The following is a 17,777-nucleotide window of genomic DNA, read 5'->3' as shown; positions in this document are numbered from 1 at the left end:
TCAGGCATCCGACGACATGATCAGGGGCCGCTCGCAAGGGCGGCCCTTCTTCGTTCCCGCCAGAGTGTCCCCTTCGAGACGACGATGATGACTGAGCCTTCCGGCGCGAGCCACGGAGCCGGGCTGCGGCCGATTGGCGCCGGCGACCTGCCGGGTCTGCTGGCGCTCAACAACGCCCATGCGGCGGAACTGTCCTTCCTGTCTCCGGACGCACTCGCGGGGCTGGTTGACGGGGCCTTCCTGGCAATCCGTTCTGATCGGGAGCCGGCGTTTCTCCTCGCGTTCGACCAGGACGCCGACTATGCGAGCCCGAACTTCCTTTGGATGCGCAAGCGGTTCGACCGCTTCGTCTACGTCGACCGGGTCGTCGTCGCGCCGGAGGCGAGGGGGCTGGGCCTGGCACGCCGGCTCTATACCGCCGTGTTTGACGCAGCGGCGCGCGCGGGCCATGTCCGTGTCGTCTGCGAGGTCAATTCCGAGCCGCCGAACCCGGGGTCCGACGCCTTCCACGCGGCGATGGGCTTTGCCGTGATCGGCGAGGCCGCCATCCACGGCGGCACCAAGACGGTGCGTTATCTCGCCAGGGCGGTCGCGGCAGGTGACGTTGCGGCGGCTGTTCCGGGCGCGCCGGCGCCGTGAGACGGCAAGCCCTGCGCCTGCGGGGTTGACGGGGCCCGGTAGAATCGTTAAACACCCGCCAACAGAGCCGATGTGAAGCCGAATCTTCCCATGGACGCCACGTCCGGGATCCAGCGCTTCAAACAAGGCTTCGTTCAACGAGACGTCACATCGCTGGCTGCATGACCACATGAGTGGTCCTCTGCATCATTCCGGGCAGTCCGCAAATCAGGCGGATCGACTGCCCGGTTTCGCGCATGAGGATCACTCCTCTCGCGGGCGGAGCGTATCGTTCAGAACATGGATTTGGAAGAAGAGGGAAGGTTGGAATGCCGACCATTAACCAGCTGGTCCGGAAGCCGCGCGTTCGCCCCGTCGAGCGCAACACGGTCCCGGCACTCGAGGCAAACCCGCAGAAGCGTGGCGTTTGCACGCGCGTCTACACCACGACCCCGAAGAAGCCGAACTCGGCGCTTCGTAAGGTCGCCAAGGTGCGCCTCGTCAACGGCTACGAAGTCATCGGCTACATTCCGGGCGAGGGTCATAACCTTCAGGAGCACTCCGTGGTGATGATCCGCGGCGGTCGCGTCAAGGACCTTCCCGGTGTGCGCTATCACATCATCCGCGGCGTGCTCGACACGCAGGGCGTCAAGAACCGCAGACAGCGCCGTTCGAAGTACGGCGCCAAGCGTCCGAAATAAGCCCCACGCCGACAAGTTGAAGAGACGATAGAATGTCCCGCCGTCACAGAGCCGAAAAGCGCGAAATCAACCCGGACCCGAAGTTCGGCGATCTCGTCGTGTCGAAGTTCATGAACGCCGTCATGTATGACGGCAAGAAGTCGGTCGCCGAGCGCATCGTCTATGGCGCGTTCGACGCCGTGCACGACAAGACCCGCCAGGACGCGGTCGCGGTCTTCCACCAGGCACTCGAGAACATCTCGCCGCACGTGGAAGTCCGTTCCCGCCGTGTCGGTGGCGCCACCTACCAGGTCCCGGTCGACGTTCGTCCGGAGCGCCGTCAGGCACTGGCGATCCGCTGGCTCATCACGGCGGCGCGCAAGCGTAACGAGACCACGATGGTCGATCGCCTGTCGGGCGAGCTGATGGATGCCGCGAACAACCGCGGCACCGCAGTGAAGAAGCGCGAAGACACGCACCGCATGGCGGAAGCGAACCGCGCCTTCTCGCATTATCGCTGGTAATTCAAGCTTCCGTCCGAAAGGCGACGCCCCTATGGCACGCGAGTACAAGATCGAAGACTACCGCAATTTCGGCATCATGGCCCACATCGATGCGGGCAAGACGACGACGACCGAGCGGATTCTCTTCTATACCGGCAAGTCCCACAAGATCGGCGAAGTGCACGACGGCGCTGCGACGATGGACTGGATGGAGCAGGAGCAGGAGCGCGGCATCACCATCACGTCTGCCGCGACGACGACGTTCTGGGAAGGCCGTGACGGCAAGAAGCGCCGTTTCAACATCATCGACACGCCGGGCCACGTCGACTTCACCATCGAGGTCGAGCGTTCGCTGCGCGTTCTCGACGGCGCCATCGCGCTGCTGGATGCCAATGCCGGCGTCGAGCCGCAGACCGAGACGGTCTGGCGCCAGGCCGACAAGTACCACGTCCCGCGGATGATCTTCGTCAACAAGATGGACAAGACCGGCGCGGACTTCTTCCGCTGCGTCGAGATGATCAAGTCGCGCCTCGGTGCCCGTCCGGTCGTCGTCCAGCTGCCGATCGGCGCCGAGAACGAGTTCGTCGGCCTGGTCGACCTGATCGAGATGAAGGCCCTGATCTGGCGCGACGAGACGCTCGGCGCGCAGTGGGACATCGTCGAGATCCCCGCTAATCTCCAGGCCCAGGCCGAGGAGTATCGCGAGGCGATGATCGAGGCCGCCGTCGAGATCGACGAAGGCGCGATGGAGAAGTATCTCGAGGGCGAGATGCCCTCGAACGAGGAACTGCGCCGCTTGATCCGCAAGGGTACCTGCGACGTCTGGTTCACCCCGGTCCTTTGCGGCTCGGCGTTCAAGAACAAGGGCGTCCAGCCGCTGCTCGACGCCGTTGTCGACTTCCTGCCGTCGCCGGTCGAAGTCCCCGCGATCAAGGGTATCGATCCCAAGACCGATGGCGAGATCATCCGCCGCTCGGCCGACGACGAGCCGCTCTCGATGCTGGCGTTCAAGATCATGAACGACCCGTTCGTCGGCTCGCTGACCTTCGCCCGCATCTATTCGGGCGTGCTCACCAAGGGCACCTCCGTGACCAACACGGTCAAGGAGAAGAAGGAGCGCATCGGCCGCATGCTGCAGATGCACTCCAACTCCCGTGAGGACATCGAGGAAGCCTTCGCCGGCGACATCGTTGCGCTCGCCGGTCTCAAGGAGACCACCACGGGTGACACGCTCTGCGATCCGCTGAAGCCGGTGATCCTGGAGCGCATGGAATTCCCCGAGCCGGTCATCGAGATCGCGATCGAGCCGAAGACCAAGGGCGACCAGGAGAAGATGGGCCTCGCGCTCAACCGCCTGGCAGCCGAGGATCCGTCCTTCCGCGTCAAGACCGACGAGGAAAGCGGCCAGACGATCATCGCCGGCATGGGCGAGCTGCATCTCGACATCCTCGTCGACCGTATGCGTCGCGAGTTCAAGGTCGAGGCCAACATCGGTGCGCCGCAGGTTGCCTATCGCGAGACGATCACCCGCCGCGCCGAGGTCGACTACACGCACAAGAAGCAGACCGGCGGTACGGGCCAGTTCGCCCGCGTCAAGATGGTCTTCGAGCCGGCCGAGATCGGCCAGGGCTTCACCTTCGAGTCGAAGGTCGTCGGCGGCTCGGTGCCGAAGGAATACGTCCCGGGCGTCCAGAAGGGCATCATGTCGGTGCTGTCTTCCGGTCCGCTCGCCGGCTTCCCGATGGTCGACATCAAGTCGGAGCTGATCGACGGCGCCTTCCACGACGTCGACTCCTCGGTTCTGGCCTTCGAGATCGCCGCCCGTGCCGGTTTCCGCGAGGCCATCCAGAAGGCCGGACCGAAGCTGCTCGAGCCGATCATGAAGGTCGAGGTCGTGACGCCGGAAGACTATGTCGGCGACGTCATCGGCGACCTGAATTCACGGCGTGGGCAGATCCAGGGTACCGAGCCGCGTGGCATCGCCCAGGTGGTCAACGCCATGGTGCCGCTCGCCAACATGTTCGGCTACGTCAACACGCTTCGTTCCATGTCGCAGGGCAGGGCGCAGTACACGATGCAGTTCGATCATTACGAGCAGGTCCCGAACCAGGTCGCGGACGAGATCCAGAAGAAATACGCCTGATCGGATCCGTCCGGGAACAGAAATTCGGCTCGCTGAGCCGCGATAAGACAATGGAGCGCCACGATGGCCAAGAGTAAATTTGAGCGCAACAAGCCGCATGTGAACATCGGGACGATTGGTCACGTTGATCACGGCAAGACGTCGCTGACGGCGGCGATCACGAAGTATTTCGGCGAATACCGTGCGTATGACCAGATCGACGCGGCGCCGGAGGAGAAGGCGCGCGGCATCACGATCTCGACGGCGCATGTCGAGTACGAGACGGAAGCGCGGCACTACGCGCATGTCGACTGCCCGGGCCATGCCGACTACGTGAAGAACATGATCACCGGTGCAGCGCAGATGGACGGCGCGATCCTGGTGGTGTCGGCGGCCGACGGCCCGATGCCGCAGACCCGCGAGCACATCCTGCTCGCCCGTCAGGTCGGCGTGCCGGCGATCGTGGTGTTCCTCAACAAGGTCGACCAGGTCGACGACGAGGAGCTGCTGGAGCTGGTCGAGCTCGAGGTTCGCGAGCTTCTGTCGAGCTACGAGTATCCGGGCGACGACATTCCGATCGTCAAGGGCTCGGCCCTGGCGGCGCTGGAAGATTCCAACAAGACGATCGGCGAGGACGCGGTGCGGGCGCTGATGGCCGAGGTGGATGCGTACATCCCGACGCCTGAGCGTCCGATCAACCTGCCGTTCCTGATGCCGATCGAGGACGTGTTCTCGATCTCGGGCCGCGGCACGGTGGTGACCGGCCGCGTCGAGCGCGGCATCGTCAAGGTGGGCGAGGAAGTCGAGATCGTCGGCATCCGCGACACCAAGAAGACGACGGTGACGGGCGTCGAGATGTTCCGCAAGCTTCTGGACCAGGGCCAGGCGGGCGACAACATCGGCGCGCTGATCCGCGGTGTGGATCGCGAGGGCGTCGAGCGCGGCCAGGTGCTGTGCAAGCCGGGTTCGGTGAAGCCGCACACCAAGTTCAAGGCCGAGGCGTACATCCTGACCAAGGAAGAGGGCGGCCGTCATACGCCGTTCTTCACCAACTACCGTCCGCAGTTCTACTTCCGCACGACGGACGTGACCGGCGTGTGCACGCTTCCCGAGGGCACCGAGATGGTGATGCCGGGCGACAACGTGACGATGGACGTGGTGCTGATCGTGCCGATCGCGATGGAAGAGCGCCTGCGCTTCGCCATCCGCGAAGGCGGCCGCACCGTCGGCGCCGGCATCGTCGCCTCGATCATCGAGTAACGACGGCAAGATAAGGCGCGGCGCCGGAGCAATCCGGGCCGCCGCGCCCTTCGAATTCGCCCCACGGGGCAGGCGGGGTCAGTCCTCGCGACGACATGGCTGCCTTGAGAAGACAAGCGCTCGGAAACCGCCGCTAGGCCGGTGTGGTCCGACGAGAGGACGAATGAAATGAACGGCCAGAATATCCGCATCCGCCTCAAGGCGTTCGACCACCGGGTCCTCGACGCCTCGACGCGCGAGATCGTTTCGACCGCCAAGCGCACCGGCGCCAATGTCCGTGGTCCGATCCCGCTGCCGACGCGAATCGAGAAGTTTACCGTGAACCGCTCGCCGCACATCGACAAGAAGTCGCGCGAGCAGTTCGAAATGCGCACCCATAAGCGGCTCCTCGACATCGTCGATCCGACGCCGCAGACGGTTGATGCGCTCATGAAGCTCGACCTCGCCGCTGGCGTCGATGTCGAGATCAAGCTCTGATACGAGCACGGGAAGGACAACGCCCCATGCGTTCAGGTGTGATTGCACAGAAGGTCGGCATGACCCGCGTCTACAACGACGTCGGCGAGCACGTGCCGGTTACCGTCCTGCGGGTTGAAAACCTCCAGGTCATCGCCCAGCGGACCCGCGAGAAGAACGGCTACAGCGCCGTTCAGCTCGGCGCCGGTCTCGCCAAGGTGAAGAACACGTCCAAGGCCATGCGCGGCGTCTTCGCCCAGGCCTCGGTCGAGCCGAAGCGCAAGCTCGTCGAGTTCCGCGTCACGGACGACAACATGATCGACGTCGGGTCCGAGATCACGGCCGAGCACTTCGTCCCCGGCCAGAAGGTCGACGTGACGGGTACCTCGATCGGTAAGGGCTTCGCCGGCGGCATGAAGCGGCACAATTTCGGTGGTCTTCGGGCGACCCACGGCGTCTCGGTCTCGCACCGTTCGCTGGGTTCGACCGGTCAGCGCCAGGATCCGGGCAAGGTCTTCAAGAACAAGAAGATGGCCGGTCACATGGGTCAGGTTCGCGTCACCACGCAGAACCTCGAAGTGGTCCGCACCGATCCCGACAAGGGCCTGATCCTGATCCGCGGTGCGGTTCCGGGTTCGAAGGGCGGCTGGATCGAAATTCGCGACGCCGTCAAGGCGGCGCTGCCCGACAACGCGCCGAAGCCGGCCGCGCTGCGCCAGGCCTCCGGTAACGGTGCCGCCGCAGAGACCGCGGACGCTTCCGAGGGAGCGGAATAATGGATTTCACGATCAAGAGCCTCGACGGCAAGGACGCCGGCCAGGTGACGCTGGCGGACGAGATCTTCGGTCTCGAGCCCCGCGACGACATCCTGCAGCGCATGGTTCGCTGGCAGCTGGCCAAGCGCCAGCAGGGCACGCACCAGACGCTGGGCCGCGCGGAGATCGCACGGACCGGCGCCAAGCTCTACCGCCAGAAGGGCACCGGTCGTGCCCGTCACGGTTCGGCACGCGCACCGCAGTTCCGCGGCGGCGGCAAGGCCCACGGCCCGACGTCGCGCAGCCATGCTCACGACCTTCCCAAGAAGGTCCGGGCGCTGGCGCTGCGGCACGCACTGTCGGCCAAGGCCAAGTCCGGCGGCCTGATGATCATCGACGAGCTGAAGAGCGCCGATGCCAAGACCAAGGGCATGGTGAAGAGCCTCGCCGATCTCGGTCTGGCGAACGCGCTGCTCATCGGCGGTGCCGAGCTTGACGTGAACTTCTCGCGTTCGGCTCGCAACATTCCGAACATCGACGTGCTGCCGGTCCAGGGCATCAACGTCTACGACATTCTCCGTCGCCGGACCCTCGTGCTGTCGAAGGCCGCCGTCGAGGCTCTCGAGGAGCGGTTCAAATGAACGATCTTCGCCACTACGACGTCATCACCAGCCCGGTGATCACCGAGAAGTCGACCATGCTGTCGGATTCGAACCAGGTGGTCTTCAACGTCCCCCGCACGGCCACCAAGCCGGAGATCCGGGCGGCCGTCGAGGCGCTGTTCGGGGTGAAGGTCACCGCCGTCAACACGCTGGTCCGCAAGGGCAAGGTCAAGCGCTTCCGCGGCCGCATCGGTCGCCAGAGCGATCAGAAAAAAGCCGTCGTGACATTGGCCGAAGGCCAGTCGATCGACGTCTCGACCGGTCTTTGATCGGGACCGGAGGATTAGGCAATGGCACTTAAGAATTTCAAACCGAACACGCCGAGCCAGCGCCAGCTGGTCATCGTCGATCGCTCGGGCCTCTGGAAGGGCAAGCCGGTCAAGCATCTGACCGAGGGTCTCAGCCAGAAGGGCGGCCGCAACAATACCGGTCGCGTGACGGCGCGCTACCAGGGCGGCGGGCACAAGCGGACCTACCGCCAGATCGACTTCAAGCGGCGCAAGCTGGATGTCGTCGGCACGGTGGAGCGAATCGAGTACGATCCGAACCGGACCGCGTTCATCGCGCTGATCAAGTATGCCGATGGCGAGCTCGCCTACATCCTGGCGCCACAGCGCCTGGCTGCCGGCGACCAGATCATCGCGGGCATGACCGGCGTGGACGTCAAGCCGGGCAATGCGATGCCGCTGTCGTCGCTGCCCGTCGGCACCATCATCCACAATGTGGAGATGAAGCCGATGAAGGGTGGCCAGATCGCCCGCTCGGCCGGGTCCTATGCCCAGTTGGTCGGTCGCGACCAGGGCATGGCGATCCTGCGCCTCAATTCGGGTGAGCAGCGGCTGGTGTCGTCCTCGTGCTTCGCCACGGTCGGGGCGGTGTCCAATCCGGACCACTCGAACATCAATCTCGGCAAGGCTGGCCGCTCGCGCTGGCTCGGCCGCCGCCCGCATGTGCGCGGTGTCGCGATGAACCCGGTCGATCACCCGCACGGCGGCGGCGAAGGCCGCACCTCGGGTGGCCGCCATCCGGTCTCGCCCTGGGGCAAGCCCACCAAGGGCAAGCGGACGCGCCAGAACAAGGCGACCGACAAGTTCATCATGCGCTCGCGCCATCAGCGCAAGAAGTAAGGGGTTTTTTCATGACACGTTCCGTCTGGAAGGGTCCGTTCGTCGATGGCTACCTTCTCAAGAAAGCCGAGAAGGCGCGCGAGAGCGGCCGCAATGATGTGATCAAGATCTGGACCCGTCGTTCGACGATCCTGCCGCAGTTCGTCGGACTGGTGTTTGGCGTCTACAACGGCAACAAGCACATCCCGGTCTCGGTCAACGAGGACATGGTCGGACACAAGTTCGGCGAGTTCGCTCCGACCCGTACCTATTACGGCCACGGCGCCGACAAGAAGGCGAAGAGGAAGTAACGATGGGTAAGGCGAAGGCCGAGCGCCGGCTTAAGGAAAACGAAGCGAGAGCTGTCGCCCGGACGATCCGTGTCAGCCCGCAGAAACTCAACCTCGTCGCGCAGCTGATCCGCGGCAAGAAGGTCGAGGCCGCCCTGGCGGACCTGACCTTCTCGCGCAAGCGGATCGCCGAGACGGTCAAGAAGACGCTGGAAAGCGCCATCGCGAACGCCGAGAACAACCATGATCTCGACGTGGACGCGCTGATCGTGGCGGAAGCCTATGTCGGCAAGTCGATCACGATGAAGCGCTTTCACGCCCGCGGTCGCGGTCGTGCGAGCCGGGTGGAGAAGCCCTTCTCGCATCTGACGATCGTCGTCCGCGAGGTCGCCGAACTCGAGGAGGCCGCATAATGGGTCAGAAAATCAACCCGACCGGCTTCCGCCTCGGGATCAACCGCACCTGGGACTCGCGCTGGTTCGCCAACACCGGCGAATATGGCGAACTCCTGCACGAGGATCTGAAGATCCGCGCCTATCTGCTCGAAGAGCTGAAGCAGGCCGCGGTCTCCAAGATCGTCATCGAGCGTCCGCACAAGAAGTGCCGCATCACGATCCACTCGGCGCGTCCGGGCATCGTCATCGGCAAGAAGGGCGCCGACATCGAGAAGCTTCGCAAGAAGCTCGCCTCGATGACAGACGCCGAGACGCACATCAACATCGTCGAGATCCGCAAGCCGGAGATCGATGCGACGCTGGTGGCACAGTCGATCGCCCAGCAGTTGGAGCGCCGCGTGGCGTTCCGCCGGGCGATGAAGCGGGCGGTCCAGTCGGCCATGCGCCTCGGCGCGGAAGGCATCCGGATCAATTGCGGCGGCCGCCTCGGCGGCGCCGAGATCGCCCGGACGGAATGGTACCGCGAGGGCCGGGTGCCGCTGCACACGCTGCGCGCCGACATCGACTATGGCACCGCCGAAGCCAAGACTGCCTACGGCATTTGCGGCGTCAAGGTGTGGATCTTCAAGGGCGAGATTCTCGAGCACGACCCGATGGCCTCCGAGCGCCGTCAGATCGAAGGCGAGAGCCAGGGTGGCGGCGGTCGTCGCCGCGAGCACGCCTGACGGCCAGAATTCGGAGTAACGCAAGATGCTGCAGCCAAAGCGCACGAAGTACCGGAAGGCGTTCAAGGGACGCATTCACGGGACGGCCAAGGGTGGAACGAGCCTCAATTTCGGTTCGTTCGGCCTGAAGGCGGTAGAGCCGGAGCGGGTGACCGCCCGGCAGATCGAGGCGGCCCGCCGCGCGATCACCCGTCAGATGAAGCGCCAGGGCCGCGTCTGGATCCGGATCTTCCCGGACCTGCCGGTCACGTCGAAGCCGACCGAAGTCCGCATGGGCAAGGGCAAGGGCTCCGTCGACTACTGGGCCGCCCGGGTTCATCCCGGTCGCGTCATGTTCGAGATCGACGGCGTGTCCGAAGACATCGCGCGGGAAGCGCTGCGGCTCGGAGCTGCGAAGCTCCCGATCCGTACGCGCTTCATCCAGCGCATCGCCGAGTAAGGAGAGTTTGAAGTGAAAGCTTCCGACGTCAAGACGCTGACCCAGGACGAACTCACGGAAGAGCTCGCCAAGCTGAAGAAGGAGCAGTTCAACCTGCGCTTCCAGCGGGCCACCGGTCAGCTCGAGAACACCGCCCGCGTGCGCCAGGTGCGTCGCGACATCGCACGGATCAAGACGATCAACCGCTCCAAGGCGGCCGAGGCGAAGGCCTGAGGATCAGATAATGCCGAAACGCATCCTGCAGGGGACGGTGGTCTCCGACAAGAACGAGAAGACGGTGGTGGTTCTGGTGGAGCGTCGCTTCACCCATCCGCTGTTCAAGAAGACCGTGCGCCGGTCGAAGAAGTACAAGGCGCACGACGAGAACAACCAGTGCAAGGTCGGCGACATGGTCTCCATCCAGGAGAGCCGTCCGATCTCGAAGGACAAGAGCTGGGTCGTCGTTTCCAACGACGCGGCAGCAGCCAGTTAATCGGTACGGTCGGTGAAGCGCCTCCGCGGCGCCTCCCGGCAACAAGCTTTGAAGGCGGCCTGACATGATTCAGATGCAAACAAACCTCGACGTCGCGGATAATTCCGGCGCGCGTCGTGTCATGTGCATCAAGGTTCTGGGCGGCTCGAAGCGGAAGTATGCCTCCGTCGGCGACATCATCGTGGTGTCGATCAAGGAGGCCATTCCGCGCGGCCGCGTCAAGAAGGGCGACGTGATGAAGGCCGTGGTGGTACGTACCGCCAAGGACATCCGTCGCGCCGACGGTTCGGTCATTCGGTTCGACTCGAATGCCGCGGTGCTCATCGACAACAAGAAAGAGCCAGTCGGCACCCGTATCTTCGGACCGGTTCCGCGCGAGCTTCGCGCCAAGAACCACATGAAGATCATCTCGCTGGCCCCCGAAGTTCTATAGAGGAGAGCGGACGATGCAGAAGATCCGCAAGGGCGACACCGTCGTCGTGCTCGCCGGCAAGGACAAGGGCCGGTCGGGCGAAGTCATCAAGATGATGCCGAAGGACGATCGCGCCCTGGTGCGCGGCGTCAACATGGTCAAGCGCCATCAGCGCCAGTCGGCTTCGCAGGAAGCCGGCATCATCAGCAAGGAAGCCCCGATCCACCTGTCGAACCTCGCGGTCTCCGACCCGAAGGACGGCAAGGCGACCCGCGTCGGCTTCAAGACCCTCGACGACGGCACCAAGGTGCGCGTCGCGAAGCGCTCGGGAGAGCAGATCAATGGCTGATACAGCAACCGCTTACGAGCCGCGGCTGAAGCGCGTCTATCGCGAGGAAATCCGCAAGGCGCTGCTCGAGCAGTTCTCGTATTCCAACGAGATGCAGGTTCCGCGCCTCGAGAAGATCGTCATCAACATGGGTGTTGGCGAGGCGACGGCGGACTCCAAGAAGCCGAGCGTGGCCGCCGAGGATCTGGCGCGCATCGCCGGCCAGAAGCCGGTCGTGACCCGCGCCACCAAGTCGATCGCCGGCTTCAAGCTGCGCGAAGGCATGCCGATCGGTGCGAAGGTCACCCTGCGCAAGGACAAAATGTACGAGTTCATGGACCGGCTGGTGCAGATCGCGCTGCCGCGTGTCCGCGACTTCCGCGGCCTGAACCCGAAGAGCTTCGATGGCCGCGGCAATTTCGCCATGGGCATCAAGGAACACATCGTGTTCCCCGAGATCAACTACGACAAGGTTGATCAGATGTGGGGCATGGACATCATCGTCTGTACGACGGCGAACAATGACGAGGAAGCCCGGGCGCTGCTGAAGGCGTTCAACTTCCCCTTCCGCCAGTAACGGCAGTCGAGCAAAGGACGAGACAATGGCCAAAAAGGGCATGATCGAGCAGAACGAGCATCGCAAGAGGCTGGTGAAGAAATACGCCGCCAAGCGTGCCGCTCTGAAGACGATCACCAAGAATGCCGACGCTCCGATGGAGGAGCGTTTCCGGGCGCAGCTCGAGCTGGCGGAACTCCCGCGCAACGGCTCGAAGGTGCGTGTCCGCAATCGCTGCGAAGTCACCGGCCGTCCGCGTGCCTACTATCGCAAGCTGAAGATGAGCCGCATCGCGCTCCGGGACCTTGGCAACAATGGCCAGATTCCCGGCATCGTGAAGTCGAGCTGGTAAGGAGGTCACGTCATGTCACTATCTGATCCTCTCGGCGATATGCTGACCCGCATCCGCAACGCCATCATGCGCAACAAATCGTCGGTGATGACGCCGGCGTCGAAGCTGCGCGGCCGGGTACTCGACGTCCTCAAGGACGAAGGCTACATCCGCGGCTACACGCAGACCGAGTTCGTCAACGGCCAGTCCGAATTCGAGATCGAGCTGAAGTACTACGAGGGCACTCCGGTGATCCGCGAGATCGCTCGCGTCTCCAAGCCTGGTCGGCGGGTCTACGTTTCGGCGAAGACCATCCCGCAGGTGGCGAACGGTCTGGGCATCTCGGTTCTGTCGACGCCGAAGGGCGTGATGGCCGATCACAGCGCCCGCGAACAGAATGTCGGCGGTGAGGTGCTCTGCCGCGTCTTCTGACGCGGTAGCAGCCTCCCAGCGCAACGAACGGACAGGGTTTCGATATGTCTCGTATTGGTAAGAAGCCGGTCGCCGTACCCGATGGCGTGACTGCGTCCGTCGATGGGCAGACCGTCACGGTCAAGGGACCGAAAGGCGAGCTCTCCTTCGTGGTGAACGAAGAAGTGCTGGTGAAGATGGAGGATGGCGCGATCCAGGTGGATCCGCGCGATCAGTCGAAGGACTCGCGGTCGAAGTGGGGCATGTCCCGCACGATGATCTCGAACATCCTGAACGGCGTGAAGACCGGCTTCGAGAAGAAGCTCGAGATCAACGGCGTCGGCTATCGTGCGTCGCTGCAGGGCAAGAACCTGCAGCTGGCGCTTGGCTTCAGCCACGACGTGCTCTATCCGGTGCCGGAAGGCATCCAGATCGTCGTGCCGAAGCCGACCGAGATCGTCGTCTCCGGCATCGACAAGCAGCGTGTCGGCCAGGTCGCCGCTGAAATCCGCGAATACCGCGGTCCCGAGCCGTACAAGGGCAAGGGCGTGAAATACGCGGACGAAACCATCGTCCGCAAGGAAGGCAAGAAGAAGTAGGGCTCGTTATGGCTACACCGAAGGAAAACCTGCGGCGCCGTGCTTCGCGCGTCCGCCGCTCGCTCAAGAAGGTGGCGAACGGCAGGCCTCGCCTGTCCGTTCACCGCTCGTCGAAGAACATCTATGCGCAGATCATCGACGACGAGGCGGGCCGGACACTGGCCGCAGCTTCGAGCCTCGATGCCAATCTGCGCGAAGCGCTGAAGACGGGGGCCGATACGGCCGCTGCGGCTGCCGTTGGCAAGCTCGTCGCCGAGCGCGCCAGGGAAGCTGGTGTCACGGACGTGGTTTTCGATCGCGGCGCTTTCATCTATCACGGCCGCATCAAGGCTCTGGCCGATTCCGCCCGTGAGGGCGGGCTCAACTTCTGAGCCTGCCGTTCCGCCGGCATTGCGGCGGCGGAATGGCACGAACCGGACGGTCGCCCTGGCGGCCGTCTTCGCTTAGACGCCTCCGGAAAAGAACAAGGAACAGGACATGGCGCCTCGCAATGACAGACACGACGATCGCGACGACGGTTTCGTCGACAAGCTCGTCCACATCAACCGCGTCGCCAAGGTCGTCAAGGGCGGCCGCCGCTTCGGTTTCGCCGCGCTCGTCGTGGTCGGTGACCTGAAGGGCCGCGTCGGCTTCGGCCACGGCAAGGCCCGTGAAGTGCCGGAGGCGATCCGCAAGGCGACGGAAGCCGCCAAGCGCGACCTCATTTTCGTCCCGCTGCGCGACGCCCGCACGCTGCACCATGACACCGAGGGCCGGCACGGCGCCGGCAAGGTCATCCTGCGCGCCGCGGAAGCCGGTACCGGCATCATTGCCGGCGGCCCGATGCGCGCCGTGTTCGAGGCCGTCGGCATGCACGACGTGGTGGCCAAGTCGCTCGGTTCGTCGAACCCGTACAACATGGTTCGCGCCACGTTCGACGCGCTCAAGCAGGCGGTCCACCCGAAGGACGTTGCCGCGCGTCGGGGCTTGAAGTACTCGACCCTGCAGGCTCGCCGCCGCGATCTCGCCGGCGTTTCGGCCTCGGCCGAGGATTGATTGGACGGGCAGGGGTCCAGCCCTTGCCGCTTTGAGTGAAGGAGCCAATCGATGGCCGACACGAAGACTGCGGGTAAAACGATCACCGTCGAGCAGATCGGCAGCCCGCTCCGCCGCCCCGACGCACAGCGCCAGACGCTGGTCGGGCTTGGCCTGAACAAGATGAACCGCCGCCGCACGCTCGAGGATACGCCTGCGGTGCGCGGCATGATCGCCAAGGTCCACCACCTCGTTCGAGTGATCGAGGAGGCCTGATCTTCGAGGCGGGCGCGGCCTTCGGGCCGCGTCGCTTCGAGAGCCACAACCCATTGCCAGAGCATCTCTGCCGTCCCCTTAGACCGGGACAGTCGGTCGGGGATACTCCAGGAGAAGACTGATGAATCTGAACGAGATCTCCGACAAGCCCGGTGCCACCCACTCGCGCAAGCGCGTCGGCCGCGGCATCGGTTCGGGCACCGGCAAGACCGGTGGTCGCGGCGTGAAGGGCCAGAAATCCCGCTCGGGCGTGGCCATCAACGGCTTCGAGGGCGGTCAGATGCCGCTGTTCCGGCGCCTGCCGAAGCGTGGCTTCACCAACATTTTCGCCAAGGACTTCACCGTCGTGTCGGTGGGCCGCATCCAGCAGGCGATCGACGCCGGCAAGCTCGATGCTTCCGGTGACATCGACGTCGCTGCCCTGAAGGCCGCCGGCATTGTTCGCCGGACCAAGGACGGCGTGCGCCTCCTGGGCGATGGCGAGCTCTCCGCGAAGATCACCATCACTGTCGCGGGCGCTTCGAAGTCCGCGATCGAGAAGGTCGAGAAGGCCGGTGGATCGGTGACGTCCGGGACCGCCACCGCCGCGTAAGCGGCGGCTTGCGCCCCGCGTCCGACCCGCCTATCTCTCGGGCTCCCTCGGCGAGGGAGCCTGCTTTCTCTGCCCGGGCCGGCGGGTTTCGCCTGAGCGTCTCCCGACCGACATGCGGGACGACAACCCGGAGACATCCCCTTCATGGCATCGGCTGCGGAACAACTCGCCGCTAACCTGAATTTCTCCGCCTTTTCGAAGGCTGAGGACCTCAAGAAGCGCATCTGGTTCACGCTCGGCGCGCTTCTGGTCTATCGGCTCGGGACCTACATCCCGATGCCCGGCATCGACCCCGACGCGCTGGCGCAGGCATTCCAGCAGCAGTCCACGGGCATTCTCGGCCTGTTCAACATGTTTTCCGGCGGCGCCATCGGGCGCATGGCGATCTTCGCCCTCGGAATCATGCCGTACATCTCGGCGTCGATCATCATCCAGCTCATGACCTCGGTCGTGCCGTCGCTGGAGACGCTGAAGAAGGAAGGCGAGCAGGGCCGCAAGGTCATCAATCAGTACACGCGATACGGAACGGTGCTTCTGGCGACCGTGCAGGCCTACGGCATCGCCGTTGGCCTGGAGTCCCAGCCGGGCCTCGTCGTCGATCCGGGCTGGTTCTTCCGCGTCTCCGCGGTGATCACGCTGGTCGGCGGGACGATGTTCCTGATGTGGCTCGGCGAGCAGATCACCGCGCGCGGCATCGGCAACGGCATTTCGCTGATCATCTTCGCCGGCATCGTCGCCAACCTGCCGTCGGCCATCGCCAACCTCCTGGAGCTCGGCCGGACCGGCGCGCTGTCGACCGGGATCATCCTCCTGGTGATCGTCGTCGCTATCGCGTGCATCGCCGGCATCGTCTTCTTCGAGCGGGCGCAGCGCCGATTGCTGATCCAGTATCCGAAGCGCCAGGTCGGCAACCGCATGTTCCAGGGCGACACCTCGCACCTGCCGCTGAAGCTCAACACCTCGGGCGTCATCCCGCCGATCTTCGCGTCGTCGCTGCTGCTGCTGCCGGTCACCGTCGCCAACTTCACCGACACGACGCAGCTGCCCCCCTGGGCCACCACCGTGGTCGCCTCGCTCGGGCACGGCCAGCCGCTGTACATGTTCCTGTACGCCGCGCTGATCGCCTTCTTCGCATTCTTCTACACGGCCGTGGTCTTCAGCCCGAAGGACACCGCCGACAACCTCAAGAAGCATGGCGGCTTCATCCCGGGCATTCGTCCCGGCGAGCGCACCGCCGACTACATCGACTACGTCCTGACACGGATCACCGTGATCGGCGCCATCTATCTGGTGGTGATCTGCCTGTTACCCGAATTTCTCATATCGGCCGCCGGCATTCCGTTCTATCTCGGGGGCACTTCGCTGCTGATCGTCGTCAGCGTGACCATGGATACGGTCGCGCAGGTTCAGGGCCATCTTCTGGCTCACCAGTACGAGGGCCTGGTCAAGAAGGCGAAGCTCAGAGGGGGGAGACGAGGGGGCAAATGATCTTAATTTTGTTGGGGCCGCCGGGCGCGGGCAAGGGAACCCAGGCCCATCGGCTGATCGAACGGCTGGGCGTACCGCAGCTTTCGACGGGGGACATGCTGAGGGCGGCCGTGGCCGCGCAGAGTGAGGTCGGCCTGCAGGCCAAGGCTGTGATGGATGCCGGAAACCTGGTTTCCGACGACATCGTCAACGCCATCGTCTCGGAGCGGATCGACCAGCCGGATTGCGCCAAGGGTTTCATCCTCGACGGCTATCCGCGGACGCTGGTCCAGGCCGACGCCGTGGAGGCGATGCTCGCCGCCAAGGGACTGGCCCTCGATCACGTGATCGAGATGCGGGTCGACGACGACGTGCTCGTCAAGCGCGTCTCGGGCCGTTTCACCTGTGCCAAGTGCGGTACGGTCTATCACGACGTGGACCGCAAGCCGAAGGTGGAGGGCGTCTGCGACGTCTGCCAGTCGACCGAATTCAAGCGTCGTCCGGACGACAATGCCGAGACCATGCGCACGCGCCTGAGGTCCTATTACAAGGATACCTCGCCGCTGGTGGGCTACTACCACTGCAAGGGCACGCTGCGTTGCGTGGACGGCATGCAGGACGTCGACGCGGTGACCCAGAGCATCGAGCGCATTGTCAACGGCTGACGCTGCGCCAGCAACGACCCGGGGCAGGCGGTTGACTTGTCAAGCCCCGATGATCTATATCCTGCGCCTATTCGCGAATCCTTTGCGATCGGCGCAGGCCTTCGTTCGGAAGTCCTGTATCGGTCGCTGTCGGCCGTAGGGCTGCCGCATCTTGTGCGAGGCAGCTTCTCTGCCCATTTAATTCTAGGAGTATGGTTGTGGCACGCATCGCTGGCGTCAACATTCCGACGAACAAGCGCGTCGTCATCGCTCTGCAGTACATTCACGGCATCGGCGCGACGTTCGCGAAAGAGATCGTCGAAAAGGTCAATCTCGGCGAAGAGCGCCGCGTGAACGACCTCACCGATGCCGAGGTCCTGCAGATCCGCGAGATGATCGACCGCGACTATCAGGTCGAGGGCGATCTTCGTCGCGAGACCGCGATGAACATCAAGCGTCTGATGGATCTCGGCTGCTATCGCGGCCTGCGCCATCGTCGCGGCCTGCCGGTGCGCGGCCAGCGCACCCACACCAATGCCCGCACCCGCAAGGGCCCGGCAAAGGCCATCGCAGGCAAGAAGAAGTAATTCGCGCGGCACGCCTTCGGGCGCGCTGCCGGTGTAGCCGCTGGAATCACGGCGGTGTCGATATCAACAGGACCGAT

Annotated in this window: 29 protein-coding genes; all 29 read left to right on the top strand. The window is 64.3% G+C overall.

All coding sequences use genetic code 11. The features are described 5' to 3' along the window. Positions 1-84: 84 nt before the first annotated feature. The 29 genes from LXB15_RS09540 to rpsM all read left to right on the top strand — a co-directional run bounded on the left by LXB15_RS09540 (position 85) and on the right by rpsM (position 17,700). Complete coding sequence (locus LXB15_RS09540) at positions 85-639, top strand: GNAT family N-acetyltransferase (protein WP_233952800.1); 555 nt, start codon at positions 85-87, stop codon at positions 637-639. A 308-nt stretch (positions 640-947) separates the two neighbouring features. Further along, positions 948-1,319 (top strand): 30S ribosomal protein S12, encoded by a 372-nt coding sequence (gene rpsL / locus LXB15_RS09535; protein WP_163044878.1) that lies wholly within the window; start codon positions 948-950, stop codon positions 1,317-1,319. Between the two features lie 32 nt (positions 1,320-1,351). After that, positions 1,352-1,822, top strand: a complete 471-nt coding sequence (gene rpsG / locus LXB15_RS09530) for a 30S ribosomal protein S7 (RefSeq protein WP_183205933.1) — start codon at positions 1,352-1,354, stop codon at positions 1,820-1,822. A gap of 31 nt (positions 1,823-1,853) precedes the next feature. Next, positions 1,854-3,944 carry an elongation factor G gene (gene fusA / locus LXB15_RS09525; protein ID WP_233952799.1) on the top strand — a complete coding sequence of 697 codons (2,091 nt, stop codon included), beginning with the start codon at positions 1,854-1,856 and terminating at the stop codon, positions 3,942-3,944. Between the two features lie 63 nt (positions 3,945-4,007). Next, positions 4,008-5,183: an elongation factor Tu gene (gene tuf, locus LXB15_RS09520; protein WP_163044875.1), complete on the top strand. Its 1,176-nt coding sequence runs from the start codon at positions 4,008-4,010 to the stop codon at positions 5,181-5,183. Between the two features lie 168 nt (positions 5,184-5,351). Then, the gene (gene rpsJ, locus LXB15_RS09515) at positions 5,352-5,660 is read left to right on the top strand and encodes a 30S ribosomal protein S10 (RefSeq protein WP_007066362.1); all 309 of its coding nucleotides are present in this window, start codon (positions 5,352-5,354) and stop codon (positions 5,658-5,660) included. Between the two features lie 26 nt (positions 5,661-5,686). Next, positions 5,687-6,415, top strand: a complete 729-nt coding sequence (gene rplC / locus LXB15_RS09510; protein ID WP_233952798.1) for a 50S ribosomal protein L3 — start codon at positions 5,687-5,689, stop codon at positions 6,413-6,415. Continuing rightward, a complete protein-coding gene (rplD, locus tag LXB15_RS09505; RefSeq protein WP_233952797.1) occupies positions 6,415-7,035 on the top strand; it encodes a 50S ribosomal protein L4 in 621 nt (206 codons plus the stop codon). Before rplC ends, rplD begins: the two co-directional genes overlap by 1 nt. Beyond that, positions 7,032-7,325 (top strand): 50S ribosomal protein L23, encoded by a 294-nt coding sequence (locus LXB15_RS09500; RefSeq protein ID WP_233952795.1) that lies wholly within the window; start codon positions 7,032-7,034, stop codon positions 7,323-7,325. Before rplD ends, LXB15_RS09500 begins: the two co-directional genes overlap by 4 nt. A gap of 21 nt (positions 7,326-7,346) precedes the next feature. Beyond that, positions 7,347-8,183: a 50S ribosomal protein L2 gene (rplB, locus tag LXB15_RS09495; RefSeq protein WP_233952793.1), complete on the top strand. Its 837-nt coding sequence runs from the start codon at positions 7,347-7,349 to the stop codon at positions 8,181-8,183. Between the two features lie 11 nt (positions 8,184-8,194). Then, positions 8,195-8,473 carry a 30S ribosomal protein S19 gene (gene rpsS, locus LXB15_RS09490; protein WP_233952791.1) on the top strand — a complete coding sequence of 93 codons (279 nt, stop codon included), beginning with the start codon at positions 8,195-8,197 and terminating at the stop codon, positions 8,471-8,473. 2 nt (positions 8,474-8,475) lie between these two features. Then, entirely contained in the window at positions 8,476-8,865 is a 390-nt protein-coding gene (gene rplV, locus LXB15_RS09485) for a 50S ribosomal protein L22 (protein WP_233952789.1), read from the top strand. Next, complete coding sequence (rpsC, locus tag LXB15_RS09480; protein ID WP_233952788.1) at positions 8,865-9,572, top strand: 30S ribosomal protein S3; 708 nt, start codon at positions 8,865-8,867, stop codon at positions 9,570-9,572. Before rplV ends, rpsC begins: the two co-directional genes overlap by 1 nt. A gap of 25 nt (positions 9,573-9,597) precedes the next feature. Next, positions 9,598-10,011, top strand: a complete 414-nt coding sequence (gene rplP, locus LXB15_RS09475; RefSeq protein WP_163044867.1) for a 50S ribosomal protein L16 — start codon at positions 9,598-9,600, stop codon at positions 10,009-10,011. A 12-nt stretch (positions 10,012-10,023) separates the two neighbouring features. After that, the gene (rpmC, locus tag LXB15_RS09470; protein ID WP_233952785.1) at positions 10,024-10,224 is read left to right on the top strand and encodes a 50S ribosomal protein L29; all 201 of its coding nucleotides are present in this window, start codon (positions 10,024-10,026) and stop codon (positions 10,222-10,224) included. Between the two features lie 10 nt (positions 10,225-10,234). Next, entirely contained in the window at positions 10,235-10,483 is a 249-nt protein-coding gene (gene rpsQ, locus LXB15_RS09465) for a 30S ribosomal protein S17 (RefSeq protein WP_233952783.1), read from the top strand. A gap of 64 nt (positions 10,484-10,547) precedes the next feature. Then, complete coding sequence (gene rplN / locus LXB15_RS09460; RefSeq protein WP_163044864.1) at positions 10,548-10,916, top strand: 50S ribosomal protein L14; 369 nt, start codon at positions 10,548-10,550, stop codon at positions 10,914-10,916. 13 nt (positions 10,917-10,929) lie between these two features. Further along, positions 10,930-11,244 carry a 50S ribosomal protein L24 gene (gene rplX / locus LXB15_RS09455; RefSeq protein WP_233952781.1) on the top strand — a complete coding sequence of 105 codons (315 nt, stop codon included), beginning with the start codon at positions 10,930-10,932 and terminating at the stop codon, positions 11,242-11,244. Next, positions 11,237-11,800: a 50S ribosomal protein L5 gene (gene rplE / locus LXB15_RS09450; protein WP_233952779.1), complete on the top strand. Its 564-nt coding sequence runs from the start codon at positions 11,237-11,239 to the stop codon at positions 11,798-11,800. Before rplX ends, rplE begins: the two co-directional genes overlap by 8 nt. Before the next feature lie 25 nt (positions 11,801-11,825). Continuing rightward, complete coding sequence (gene rpsN, locus LXB15_RS09445) at positions 11,826-12,131, top strand: 30S ribosomal protein S14 (protein WP_233952775.1); 306 nt, start codon at positions 11,826-11,828, stop codon at positions 12,129-12,131. A gap of 12 nt (positions 12,132-12,143) precedes the next feature. Beyond that, positions 12,144-12,542, top strand: a complete 399-nt coding sequence (gene rpsH / locus LXB15_RS09440) for a 30S ribosomal protein S8 (protein ID WP_233952772.1) — start codon at positions 12,144-12,146, stop codon at positions 12,540-12,542. A gap of 44 nt (positions 12,543-12,586) precedes the next feature. Further along, on the top strand, positions 12,587-13,120 hold the full coding sequence (gene rplF, locus LXB15_RS09435) for a 50S ribosomal protein L6 (protein ID WP_233952769.1): 534 nt from the start codon (positions 12,587-12,589) through the stop codon (positions 13,118-13,120). Positions 13,121-13,128: 8 nt separating this feature from the next. Next, positions 13,129-13,491 (top strand): 50S ribosomal protein L18, encoded by a 363-nt coding sequence (gene rplR / locus LXB15_RS09430; RefSeq protein ID WP_233952767.1) that lies wholly within the window; start codon positions 13,129-13,131, stop codon positions 13,489-13,491. A gap of 106 nt (positions 13,492-13,597) precedes the next feature. Beyond that, on the top strand, positions 13,598-14,155 hold the full coding sequence (gene rpsE, locus LXB15_RS09425; protein ID WP_183205952.1) for a 30S ribosomal protein S5: 558 nt from the start codon (positions 13,598-13,600) through the stop codon (positions 14,153-14,155). 51 nt (positions 14,156-14,206) lie between these two features. After that, on the top strand, positions 14,207-14,410 hold the full coding sequence (gene rpmD, locus LXB15_RS09420; protein ID WP_233952763.1) for a 50S ribosomal protein L30: 204 nt from the start codon (positions 14,207-14,209) through the stop codon (positions 14,408-14,410). 121 nt (positions 14,411-14,531) lie between these two features. Next, positions 14,532-15,002 (top strand): 50S ribosomal protein L15, encoded by a 471-nt coding sequence (rplO, locus tag LXB15_RS09415; protein WP_233952761.1) that lies wholly within the window; start codon positions 14,532-14,534, stop codon positions 15,000-15,002. 144 nt (positions 15,003-15,146) lie between these two features. Beyond that, entirely contained in the window at positions 15,147-16,490 is a 1,344-nt protein-coding gene (gene secY, locus LXB15_RS09410; RefSeq protein WP_233952759.1) for a preprotein translocase subunit SecY, read from the top strand. Then, entirely contained in the window at positions 16,487-17,134 is a 648-nt protein-coding gene (locus LXB15_RS09405; protein ID WP_233952757.1) for an adenylate kinase, read from the top strand. Before secY ends, LXB15_RS09405 begins: the two co-directional genes overlap by 4 nt. Positions 17,135-17,331: 197 nt before the next feature. Then, positions 17,332-17,700 (top strand): 30S ribosomal protein S13, encoded by a 369-nt coding sequence (gene rpsM, locus LXB15_RS09400; protein WP_233952756.1) that lies wholly within the window; start codon positions 17,332-17,334, stop codon positions 17,698-17,700. The last annotated feature ends 77 nt before the right edge of the window (positions 17,701-17,777 follow it).

The organism is Aurantimonas sp. HBX-1 (genome assembly GCF_021391535.1).
Classification (GTDB): domain Bacteria; phylum Pseudomonadota; class Alphaproteobacteria; order Rhizobiales; family Rhizobiaceae; genus Aurantimonas.
The sequence above is the reverse complement of the archived record's forward strand: the minus strand, read 5'-3'. Positions and strand labels throughout refer to the sequence as shown.

What these genes read in the sequence shown, in the direction of transcription:
- rpsH (WP_233952772.1), top strand. Translation starts at nt 12,144, where the DNA reads ATGTCACTATCTGATCCTCTCGGCGATATGCTGACCCGCATCCGCAAC.
- rpsN (WP_233952775.1), top strand. Translation starts at nt 11,826, where the DNA reads ATGGCCAAAAAGGGCATGATCGAGCAGAACGAGCATCGCAAGAGGCTG.
- rplB (WP_233952793.1), top strand. Translation starts at nt 7,347, where the DNA reads ATGGCACTTAAGAATTTCAAACCGAACACGCCGAGCCAGCGCCAGCTG.
- rpsG (WP_183205933.1), top strand. Translation starts at nt 1,352, where the DNA reads ATGTCCCGCCGTCACAGAGCCGAAAAGCGCGAAATCAACCCGGACCCG.
- rpsQ (WP_233952783.1), top strand. Translation starts at nt 10,235, where the DNA reads ATGCCGAAACGCATCCTGCAGGGGACGGTGGTCTCCGACAAGAACGAG.
- rpmD (WP_233952763.1), top strand. Translation starts at nt 14,207, where the DNA reads ATGGCCGACACGAAGACTGCGGGTAAAACGATCACCGTCGAGCAGATC.
- rplF (WP_233952769.1), top strand. Translation starts at nt 12,587, where the DNA reads ATGTCTCGTATTGGTAAGAAGCCGGTCGCCGTACCCGATGGCGTGACT.
- rplR (WP_233952767.1), top strand. Translation starts at nt 13,129, where the DNA reads ATGGCTACACCGAAGGAAAACCTGCGGCGCCGTGCTTCGCGCGTCCGC.
- rplV (WP_233952789.1), top strand. Translation starts at nt 8,476, where the DNA reads ATGGGTAAGGCGAAGGCCGAGCGCCGGCTTAAGGAAAACGAAGCGAGA.
- LXB15_RS09500 (WP_233952795.1), top strand. Translation starts at nt 7,032, where the DNA reads ATGAACGATCTTCGCCACTACGACGTCATCACCAGCCCGGTGATCACC.
- rplP (WP_163044867.1), top strand. Translation starts at nt 9,598, where the DNA reads ATGCTGCAGCCAAAGCGCACGAAGTACCGGAAGGCGTTCAAGGGACGC.
- rpsE (WP_183205952.1), top strand. Translation starts at nt 13,598, where the DNA reads ATGGCGCCTCGCAATGACAGACACGACGATCGCGACGACGGTTTCGTC.
- rplX (WP_233952781.1), top strand. Translation starts at nt 10,930, where the DNA reads ATGCAGAAGATCCGCAAGGGCGACACCGTCGTCGTGCTCGCCGGCAAG.
- rpsC (WP_233952788.1), top strand. Translation starts at nt 8,865, where the DNA reads ATGGGTCAGAAAATCAACCCGACCGGCTTCCGCCTCGGGATCAACCGC.
- fusA (WP_233952799.1), top strand. Translation starts at nt 1,854, where the DNA reads ATGGCACGCGAGTACAAGATCGAAGACTACCGCAATTTCGGCATCATG.
- rpsL (WP_163044878.1), top strand. Translation starts at nt 948, where the DNA reads ATGCCGACCATTAACCAGCTGGTCCGGAAGCCGCGCGTTCGCCCCGTC.
- tuf (WP_163044875.1), top strand. Translation starts at nt 4,008, where the DNA reads ATGGCCAAGAGTAAATTTGAGCGCAACAAGCCGCATGTGAACATCGGG.
- rplO (WP_233952761.1), top strand. Translation starts at nt 14,532, where the DNA reads ATGAATCTGAACGAGATCTCCGACAAGCCCGGTGCCACCCACTCGCGC.
- rpsJ (WP_007066362.1), top strand. Translation starts at nt 5,352, where the DNA reads ATGAACGGCCAGAATATCCGCATCCGCCTCAAGGCGTTCGACCACCGG.
- LXB15_RS09540 (WP_233952800.1), top strand. Translation starts at nt 85, where the DNA reads ATGATGACTGAGCCTTCCGGCGCGAGCCACGGAGCCGGGCTGCGGCCG.
- rplN (WP_163044864.1), top strand. Translation starts at nt 10,548, where the DNA reads ATGATTCAGATGCAAACAAACCTCGACGTCGCGGATAATTCCGGCGCG.
- rpsS (WP_233952791.1), top strand. Translation starts at nt 8,195, where the DNA reads ATGACACGTTCCGTCTGGAAGGGTCCGTTCGTCGATGGCTACCTTCTC.
- rplD (WP_233952797.1), top strand. Translation starts at nt 6,415, where the DNA reads ATGGATTTCACGATCAAGAGCCTCGACGGCAAGGACGCCGGCCAGGTG.
- rplC (WP_233952798.1), top strand. Translation starts at nt 5,687, where the DNA reads ATGCGTTCAGGTGTGATTGCACAGAAGGTCGGCATGACCCGCGTCTAC.
- rplE (WP_233952779.1), top strand. Translation starts at nt 11,237, where the DNA reads ATGGCTGATACAGCAACCGCTTACGAGCCGCGGCTGAAGCGCGTCTAT.
- LXB15_RS09405 (WP_233952757.1), top strand. Translation starts at nt 16,487, where the DNA reads ATGATCTTAATTTTGTTGGGGCCGCCGGGCGCGGGCAAGGGAACCCAG.
- secY (WP_233952759.1), top strand. Translation starts at nt 15,147, where the DNA reads ATGGCATCGGCTGCGGAACAACTCGCCGCTAACCTGAATTTCTCCGCC.